Raw genomic sequence first — 7,761 nt, forward strand, 5'->3', positions numbered from 1 at the left:
ACTACGACCCCGCTGCCGATCGCGTCATGACCCCTTCTTGACACAGAGGGGTGCCAGTTGAGTGCGCTGGTCTCAGAAATGGACCACCAGGTGTTCGGCAGCAGCCCGAGGCGAACTCAGGACAGGTATCGGCAGGTCGCCCAAGGCCGCCTGGGCGCCGGACATGCTGGCCTGCGCGAGGACGATCACGTCCACGCCGCGGGCCATGCCTCGTGCTGCTTCGGTGATGAGTTCGAGGTAGCCGGCGACATCACCCGCCTCGAAACGAGCCCACGCATCTTCCACGAGGACGGGCTGAAGCTCCACCGCGCGTCCGGCCTCGCGGGCTACGTCTTCCAGGAGAGTCGAGGTGGGCGCGATGGTGGACTCCAGAGCAGCGACCACGCCGACTCGTCGTCCGGCCTTGACGGCCTGGGACGCCATGGGGCGATCAACTCGGAAGACGGGGATCGCGACCTCTGCCTGCTCGGCGACGTCTCCGATCGTCGAGCAGGTGCAGCAGACGACGCCTGCTCCTCGGTCCTGAAGTCTCAAGAGTGCCGTCTGGACTCGGTCTGCGACTGCAGCCGGTCCGTGTGTCCGGGCGTCGGCCAGGAGGTCTTCGTCGACGACATGCAGGGCGTGGGCGGACGGCGCGACCTCCTTCAGCAGCGCCTCGAAGGTGGGCACGTGAACTGGGGAGGTGTGCAAGAACCCGATGGTCGGCATGACGTGAATCGTGACGCCTTTCGCACGGCAGAGGGGCCACCCAGCCCTGGGTGAGACCAGCGGCATAGGAACGTGTTTGAGCACACGGGGTCTGGCGTGAGGGAACGTCCTCCTGCTGCGCTTGGAGGGCTTGGTGTCCCATCGCAGAAGGAGGACGAACATGTCTCACGCTAGTGGTGTTTCCCGTGGTGACCGCAACCGCAATGCCCGACTCGGGCGGCTCCGGGAGGCGGTCCCGGTCACGAACGCGATCGTCGGGATCGACCTTGCGGACGTGAAGCAGATGCTGGTGGTCTGTGACCACGACTCGAAGGTCTTGGCGCGCCGAACGTTCCGTTGCAAGGCCTGGGACCTGGGCAAAGCGTTGGACTGGGCCGCGGACCGCGCCGAGAAAGCCGGCTACGCCGGCGTGACGGTCGCCTGCGAACCGACCGGGCACCGCTGGCGCGTCCTCGGGCAGCTCGCCGCCCAGCGGGGCATGAGCTTCGTGTGTGTCCAGCCGATGTTGTCGTCGTGGGCCCGCAAGACCGAGGACCTGACCATCGACAAGACCGACGACAAGGACGCTGTCCTGATCGCCCGGCTGACCGCCCAGTTGCGCTGCTACTTGCCCGAACCGGTCGACGAGACCTGGTCCCGGCTGCGTTACCTCGGGCAACGCCGCGAACGTCTGCTCGGACAGCGCGTCGAGGCGGTCCAGCAGATCCGTGACCTGCTCGAATGTGTCTGGCCCGCAGCGCTGGCGGCCGCGAAGCAGCCGTTCAAGTCGACCACCTGGGTCGCCGCGCTGCAAGTGATCATGGTCCGTGACGGCGGTGACCTGACTCTGACCCGGCGCCGCGGCCTGGCTCGCTTCGAGCACCAGGTCCTCCAGGAGGTCCAGCGCCGTGGCAAGACCAAGGCCTGTCACCGCATCACCACCGGCCTGTTCCAGGCGCTGGCCGATCCGGCCGGTGTCATCGAGCACCGTCGTTCCGCGTTCGAACGGATCGCTTGGGTCCTCGACGACTGGGACCACGCGAAGGCCCAGCAGGTCGATGTCGAGGCCCGCATGGCCACCGTCCTCGACGAGCTCGGCCTCACCTCGTTGGTGACCAGCATCGACGGATTGTCCGCAGTCGGCGCGGCCGCGATCCTGGCCGAGACCGGTGACCTGACCCGCTTCGCCTCCGCCCGCGCCGTCGTGAAACATGCTGGTCTGGCGCCGCGGGAGCGGATGTCCGGCGCGTTCACCGGGAAGGCCCGGCTGACCGGGGCGGGTCGGCCGGCATTGAGGGTCGCGGCCTGGCGGGCGGTCTGGGGCTGCCTGCAGAACAACCGTGTCTACGCGGCCCGCTACCGGTATCTGACCAGCCGTAACACGAATCGGCTCAAGCCCACCCAGGCCCAGACCATCGTCGCGGCGGCGATCCTGCGGCAGCTCTACGCGATCGTCACCACCGGCCAGGCCTGGAGCCCCGACATCGCCTCCACTGGCAGCAGGCCCGTCGCCACGGTCGTCCACCTGGAGGCCATCGCTGCCTGAACCAACCCCTACAAGCCACCCGCCCGCGTCGCCATCAGCCAGGCGTCCACACCCAAGAGCTGGGTCGGGGCGAGCCCTCAGCGGCATTGGGAACCCCATCGGTATCCCGTCTGTCATCATGGGCAGCCCCGACCCTCGTCGACCAACCCGATCACACGCTGCAGAGCCCAGCTCCATTACCTATGCAGGGACCGACGAAAACCCCGGGACACCCGACCCAGCCTTGACACGAAACGCCTCACGCTGATGACAGTGCGTTGCTCGACTTGGTCATGCGAAGCGCCTGACATGATCAGTGCATGTGGTCGTCAGCAAGAGCGAGGAATGAGCTGCGCGCTGAGGATGACCCGTGGGACTTCGCTCGCGCCACCGCGAAGGACTTCCTGACGGGCCGGATTAGCGGGCAACAGTTCCTCGCGGCGATGCATGCCATTGGTCACGACGGGCCAGAGGAACTGCAGGACCTGGTGGAACTCGACGACGAGTACGACCAGGCCATTGATGCGCGGGCTGAGGAGAACTTATGTTCCGACCGGATCATGGAACTTCTGGTCAGGCGAGCCCGCGAGCTCGCCACGGATTCTTGATCTACCTGCGCCAGAGGCAGATGTTCGGCTGAGTAAGGGGACGGCGGAACAGGAGTAGGTGGGCAGGTGCTCCGTCCGCTTGGACATCAGTGGATCAGATTAGCTCGCCGACGGCTTTGAACCCGACACGCCCGGCCACCTTGACCGACGCGACATTCTCAGGCTCAACGCGGATGGCGGCTTGCGTATCGATGTCCCAGGAAGCCATCCACTGGCACAAGAGATTCACGGCCTCCACGGCCACACCTCGACGGCGGGCCCACGGGTGAACGCTGTAGGCGATGTTCACATCTCCAGGTGCCAGCCCGTCTTCACGGTCCGGGTCGAAGTCGATGTAGCCGCCCAGACGACCGTTTACCCAGATGCCGAAGCCTCGCTTGCCCCTCTGACGTCGGTAGTTGTCCTCGAGACCCGGCAGGTAGTCGCGTACCCGCTCGATCGGGGCGTAGCCGCCGCTGAGCCACTTCACGGACTCATCGTCCTCGCCCGCGGCATGCGCCTCCGCGTCTGCAACGGTGATTGGCCTCAGCTCGATGGTCATGGTCGTCAGCGCAGGTGCGCACATGGTCGGGCACCTCGGAGGTTCGTGAAAGGGAGACGCCCTGTCATCGGCATTATGCGGGTGATCCGGGTGCAGGCTCAGACGTGAGGGCTGCGGGCCAAGGCTCGTGGCTAGTTCCCCGGGTCTGCTTTGAGCTGCGCCAGAACCGTGAGGTCGTGGTGGTCCTGGGGGCGGAGTTCGTAACCCTCTTGCAGCTGACGCAGACGGGCGCGCGTGGCGACCACGACCGGGACGCCGTCGATCGTTCCCGTCGCGCGCTCGGCCGCGGCATGGAGGAAGGTCTCGCCACCGAAGCCCTGCTGGATCCCGTCACCCCGGGCGTTGATGGTCATCGGGTGGACGTCCATTCGGCCAGCAGACGAGGCGAGCTCGATGCGGATGGGGAGCCAGTCCTCGACGGTGGAGTACCCGCGCTCTTCGAGCCAGGCCAGCAGGGCCGGCACGAAGTTGGCGTCGACGAAGACGTCGAGATCGCCGTGCTCACGCGTCTGGTTACCGGCGAGGGCGTCGACGGCCCAGCCACCGTTGACCTGATACGTGACCTTGCGCGTCGAGAGCCATTCAATGACTGCGAGCACTTCATGTGCGGGGGTGGATCCAGCTGGTGACATACCGACAGCCTTCACTCGATCGTCCGATCACTCAAGGGAATTTCACGGCCGCTGGCCGGCACCCCCACCTGCACGGCCAAGGCCGTCCGCCATCACCCACATATCAAGCATGAGAGTGATGTCACGCCCCTGCCAAGGGCCAACTTGGCCGGCCACCGTGTGAACGCCGGATCCGCGGTTGTGACCCTGTGGCATGCTCGATTTCAACGTGTTCCGGGGTCGGTGCAAGTCCGAACCGGCGGTAAGAGTCCGCGACCCGTCCGCAGCCAGCGGACGGTTGACCTGGTGAAATTCCAGGACCGACGGTGAAAGTCCGGATGGGAGGAAACACGTGGGTCACGGCGCGCGCGCCGACGACCCGTGGCGGGTGCTGCGCAGCCGTCGACGTCGTGCGGGCTGCCCGCGCGCGTCGGTTGTGCGCACCCAGCGGACGCCGACGCGTCCGCAAACCCCGGCGCACGGCGATGTAGCCGACCGGGGAGATTGATGAACCACACCACATCCGAAGCCCACTCGGGCCTCTTGGAGCACGCCATGCGTCGTGCCCTCGCGCTGGCGACGCGCGGACCTGCCGCCGACCCCAACCCACGGGTGGGTTGCGTCCTGCTTGACCGCGACGGCGAGGTCGTGGGGGAGGGCTGGCACGAGGGCGCCGGCACTCCGCACGCCGAGGTTGCTGCCCTGGCCGAGGCGGGCAGCGGCGCCCGCGGGGGAACCGCAATCGTCACCCTCGAACCCTGCAACCACACGGGACGCACCGGACCTTGCTCGCAGGCGCTGCTGCACGCTGGGATTGCTCGCGTCGTCCACGCCCAGTCGGACCCCAACCCGCTGGCTTCGGGCGGCGCCGCGACGCTGAGGGCAGCCGGCGTCGAGGTGAGCGGGGGCTTGCTGGCCGACCAAGCCACGGCGCTGAACCGCACCTGGACCTTCGCCCAGCAGCACGGACGTCCGTTCGTCACCTGGAAGTTCGCCGCCACCTTGGATGGGTTCAGCGCCGCCGCCGACGGCACCAGCCAATGGATCACCCGCGAACCGATGCGGGCGGCGATGCTGCGTCGGCGGGCCGAGTGCGGCGCCGTGCTGGTGGGTACCGGGACGGTGTTGGCCGATGACCCCCGCATGACCTCCCGCGACGAAGCCGGCCAGCTGGCCGAGCGACAGCCCTGGCGGGTGGTGCTGGGCGTCCGCGACATTCCACCAGCGGCGCGCGTCCGGGGCGATGACGGACGATTCGTCCACCTCGCCCATCGCGATCCCGACCGCTCACTGCAGGAGGTCCGCGAACTCGGCGTCCACCACGTCTGGCTCGAGGGCGGACCACGCCTGGCTGCAGCCTTCTGGCGGGCGGGCCTAGTCGACGAGGTGATCGCCTGCATCGCTCCCGCGTTGCTCGGCACCGGACGTCCAGCCACCGCAGACCTGGGTATCGGCACCATCGCCGACATCGCCCGCCTCACCACCACCGAAGTCATCCACGAGGGCGAAGACTTTGCCCTGGTGTTGCAACCCAACCCTGGAAGGACGATCTGATGTTCACCGGAATCATCGAGGAGCTCGGCACGCTGGCCGGCAAGCAGGAGGGCGCCGAATCAGCGGTGTTGCGCATCCGCGGACCCCTTGTGGTCTCCGACGCGACACCCGGCGCCTCCATCGCCTGCAATGGGGTCTGCCTCACCGTCGTCGACCACGACGCCGAGGGCTTCAGCGTCGACGTGATGGCCGAGACCCTGCGCCGCAGCAGCCTGGGCGCGCTCCAGGTGGGCGACCCGGTCAACCTGGAACGCTCGATGGCCGCGGACGGACGCTTCGGTGGCCACATCGTCCAAGGCCACGTCGATACCACCGCGACCGTGCTCTCCCGCACCCCCGGGGAGCGCTGGGAGGTGGTCCGCTTCGACCTGCCCGCCAGCATCGCCCGACACGTGGTGGAGAAGGGATCGATCACCGTTGACGGCGTCTCGCTGACCGTCTCGGCGGTGGGTGCGGACTGGTTCGAGGTCTCCCTGATCCCGACCACTCTGCGCCTCACCACCCTGGGCAGCAAGGGGCCCGGCGCCCCGGTGAACCTGGAGGTCGACGTGCTGAGCAAGTACGTCGAACGCCTCCGGCAGGCCCGCGCGGAGGCCGGACGATGAACACCATCGAGCAGGCGCTGGCCGCGCTGCGGCAGGGACGTCCAGTACTGGTCCTGGACGACGACGACCGCGAGAACGAGGGGGACGTCATCCTGGCGGCCCAGACCCTCACCGACGAGTGGACGGCCTGGGCGATCCGGCACAGCTCCGGCTACCTGTGCGCGCCCATGCCCGAGCGATGGGCCGACCGCCTGGAGCTGCCGTTGATGGTGGCGCACTCGACCGACGCGCTGCGGGCCGCCTACACGGTCACGGTCGACGCGGCCCAGGGGACCACCACCGGCATCAGCGCGCACGACCGCGCCACCACGGCGCGGCTGCTGGCCTCGCCCGACGCGCGTCCCAATGACTTCACCCGGCCCGGCCACGTGGTCCCGCTGCGCGCCCGCGACGGGGGAGTGCTGTCGCGCCGCGGCCACACCGAGGCCTGCGTCGACCTGTGCCGGTTGGCCGGGTTGAGTCCCGTGGGGGTCATCGGCGAACTGGTGCACGACGACGGGATGATGATGCGCACTCCCGACGTCGTCGCCCTCGGCGACCAGCATGACCTCCCGGTGGTCACCATCGAGCAACTCGTGCGCTGGCGCAGCGTCCACGACCGGGTCGAGGAGGTGACCCGGACCATCGTCCCCACCGCTGCTGGACGCTTCGAGACGGTCGGCTTCCGCGACCTGCTCACCGGCGCTGAGCACCTCGCGATGGTCTCGCCGCTGGGTCTGGCCACAGAGGGTGGGACGAACCTCGTCCGCGTCCATTCGGAATGCCTCACCGGGGACGCGCTGGGCTCGCTGCGCTGCGACTGCGGGGAGCAGTTGCGCCGTGCCCAGCACCAGCTGTCGTCCGAGCCGGGCGTCCTGGTCTACCTGCGCGGGCACGAGGGACGCGGCGTCGGCCTGCTCGACAAGCTGCGTGCCTACCACGAGCAGGATGCAGGCGCCGACACCGTCGACGCCCAGACCCGCCTCGGCCTGCCCGTCGACGCGCGCGAATACGGCGCCGCCGTAGCGATCCTCACCGCCCTCGGCGTCGATCGCATCACCTTGCTCACCAACAACCCCGGCAAGGTCGCGGCCCTCGACGGGCTCGACGTCACCGGCGTCCGGCCGTCCCTGGTGGGCGTGGGGCCGGACAATCTCGCCTACCTGGCCACCAAACGAGACCGGATGGGCCACCGGTTGCCGACCAACCTCGAGGAGGCGCACGCATGAGCGGCGCAGGAGCACCCACCATCACCGTCCAGACCCCCGCGCTGAAGGTCGCCATCGTGGCGGCGCAGTGGCACACCACCGTCATGGACGGGCTGGTGGCAGGCGCCCAGCGAGCGCTGGCCGAGGCGGGCGTCACCGATGTCACGCTCGTCCGGGTGCCGGGCACCTTCGAACTGCCGGTCGCCTGCGCGGCCCTGGCGGATCGCTTCGACGCGCTGGTCGCCCTCGGGGTGGTGATCCGCGGTGGCACCCCGCACTTCGACTATGTCTGCGCCGGCGCCACCAACGGCATCACCGAGGTGAGCATCCGCACCGCCACGCCGATCGGCTTCGGGGTGCTGACCTGCGACGACGAGCAGCAGGCGTTCGACCGGGCCGGCCTGCCCGGCTCGCTGGAGGACAAGGGACATGAAGCCGCCACC

Annotated in this window: 9 protein-coding genes and 1 riboswitch; of the genes, 6 read left to right on the forward strand and 3 right to left on the reverse strand. The window is 68.6% G+C overall.

Annotated features, from left to right (window positions below; genetic code table 11):
- Window positions 1-72: 72 nt before the first annotated feature.
- Window positions 73-708, reverse strand: a complete 636-nt coding sequence (locus ABD089_RS08615; RefSeq protein ID WP_343885925.1) for an aspartate/glutamate racemase family protein — start codon at window positions 706-708, stop codon at window positions 73-75.
- Between the two features lie 160 nt (window positions 709-868).
- Between ABD089_RS08615 and ABD089_RS08620 the strand changes: the two genes are divergently transcribed.
- Window positions 869-2,233: an IS110 family RNA-guided transposase gene (locus ABD089_RS08620; RefSeq protein WP_343885927.1), complete on the forward strand. Its 1,365-nt coding sequence runs from the start codon at window positions 869-871 to the stop codon at window positions 2,231-2,233.
- 299 nt (window positions 2,234-2,532) lie between these two features.
- A complete protein-coding gene (locus ABD089_RS08625; protein ID WP_343885928.1) occupies window positions 2,533-2,820 on the forward strand; it encodes a hypothetical protein in 288 nt (95 codons plus the stop codon).
- A gap of 94 nt (window positions 2,821-2,914) precedes the next feature.
- Here the strand turns inward: ABD089_RS08625 and ABD089_RS08630 are convergent, their stop codons facing one another.
- A complete protein-coding gene (locus ABD089_RS08630) occupies window positions 2,915-3,361 on the reverse strand; it encodes a GNAT family N-acetyltransferase (RefSeq protein ID WP_343885930.1) in 447 nt (148 codons plus the stop codon).
- Window positions 3,362-3,492: 131 nt separating this feature from the next.
- On the reverse strand, window positions 3,493-3,993 hold the full coding sequence (locus ABD089_RS08635; RefSeq protein WP_343885931.1) for a nucleotidyltransferase domain-containing protein: 501 nt from the start codon (window positions 3,991-3,993) through the stop codon (window positions 3,493-3,495).
- A gap of 204 nt (window positions 3,994-4,197) precedes the next feature.
- A riboswitch (FMN riboswitch) is annotated at window positions 4,198-4,328 on the forward strand.
- A gap of 199 nt (window positions 4,329-4,527) precedes the next feature.
- Here ABD089_RS08635 and ribD point away from each other — a divergent pair.
- The 4 genes from ribD to ribH form a co-directional block, all read left to right on the forward strand.
- Window positions 4,528-5,526 (forward strand): bifunctional diaminohydroxyphosphoribosylaminopyrimidine deaminase/5-amino-6-(5-phosphoribosylamino)uracil reductase RibD, encoded by a 999-nt coding sequence (gene ribD / locus ABD089_RS08640; RefSeq protein WP_343885932.1) that lies wholly within the window; start codon window positions 4,528-4,530, stop codon window positions 5,524-5,526.
- Window positions 5,526-6,131 carry a riboflavin synthase gene (locus ABD089_RS08645; protein ID WP_343885933.1) on the forward strand — a complete coding sequence of 202 codons (606 nt, stop codon included), beginning with the start codon at window positions 5,526-5,528 and terminating at the stop codon, window positions 6,129-6,131. Before ribD ends, ABD089_RS08645 begins: the two co-directional genes overlap by 1 nt.
- Window positions 6,128-7,339 carry a 3,4-dihydroxy-2-butanone-4-phosphate synthase gene (gene ribB, locus ABD089_RS08650; protein WP_343885934.1) on the forward strand — a complete coding sequence of 404 codons (1,212 nt, stop codon included), beginning with the start codon at window positions 6,128-6,130 and terminating at the stop codon, window positions 7,337-7,339. The genes ABD089_RS08645 and ribB overlap by 4 nt, the downstream gene beginning before the upstream one ends.
- Window positions 7,336-7,761 (forward strand): 6,7-dimethyl-8-ribityllumazine synthase (gene ribH / locus ABD089_RS08655; protein WP_343885935.1); only part of this gene is annotated, 426 nt, incomplete at its 3' end. The genes ribB and ribH, both read left to right, overlap by 4 nt.

It is taken from the genome of Luteococcus sanguinis (genome assembly GCF_039527675.1).
Taxonomy (GTDB): Bacteria; Actinomycetota; Actinomycetes; order Propionibacteriales; family Propionibacteriaceae; genus Luteococcus; species Luteococcus sanguinis.

Bases quoted from the DNA above. Each gene is read 5' to 3' on its own strand.
- ABD089_RS08630 (WP_343885930.1), bottom strand. From the start codon at position 3,361: ATGACCATCGAGCTGAGGCCAATCACCGTTGCAGACGCGGAGGCGCAT.
- ABD089_RS08615 (WP_343885925.1), bottom strand. From the start codon at position 708: ATGCCGACCATCGGGTTCTTGCACACCTCCCCAGTTCACGTGCCCACC.
- ABD089_RS08635 (WP_343885931.1), bottom strand. From the start codon at position 3,993: ATGTCACCAGCTGGATCCACCCCCGCACATGAAGTGCTCGCAGTCATT.
- ribB (WP_343885934.1), top strand. From the start codon at position 6,128: ATGAACACCATCGAGCAGGCGCTGGCCGCGCTGCGGCAGGGACGTCCA.
- ABD089_RS08645 (WP_343885933.1), top strand. From the start codon at position 5,526: ATGTTCACCGGAATCATCGAGGAGCTCGGCACGCTGGCCGGCAAGCAG.
- ABD089_RS08620 (WP_343885927.1), top strand. From the start codon at position 869: ATGTCTCACGCTAGTGGTGTTTCCCGTGGTGACCGCAACCGCAATGCC.
- ABD089_RS08625 (WP_343885928.1), top strand. From the start codon at position 2,533: ATGTGGTCGTCAGCAAGAGCGAGGAATGAGCTGCGCGCTGAGGATGAC.
- ribD (WP_343885932.1), top strand. From the start codon at position 4,528: ATGCGTCGTGCCCTCGCGCTGGCGACGCGCGGACCTGCCGCCGACCCC.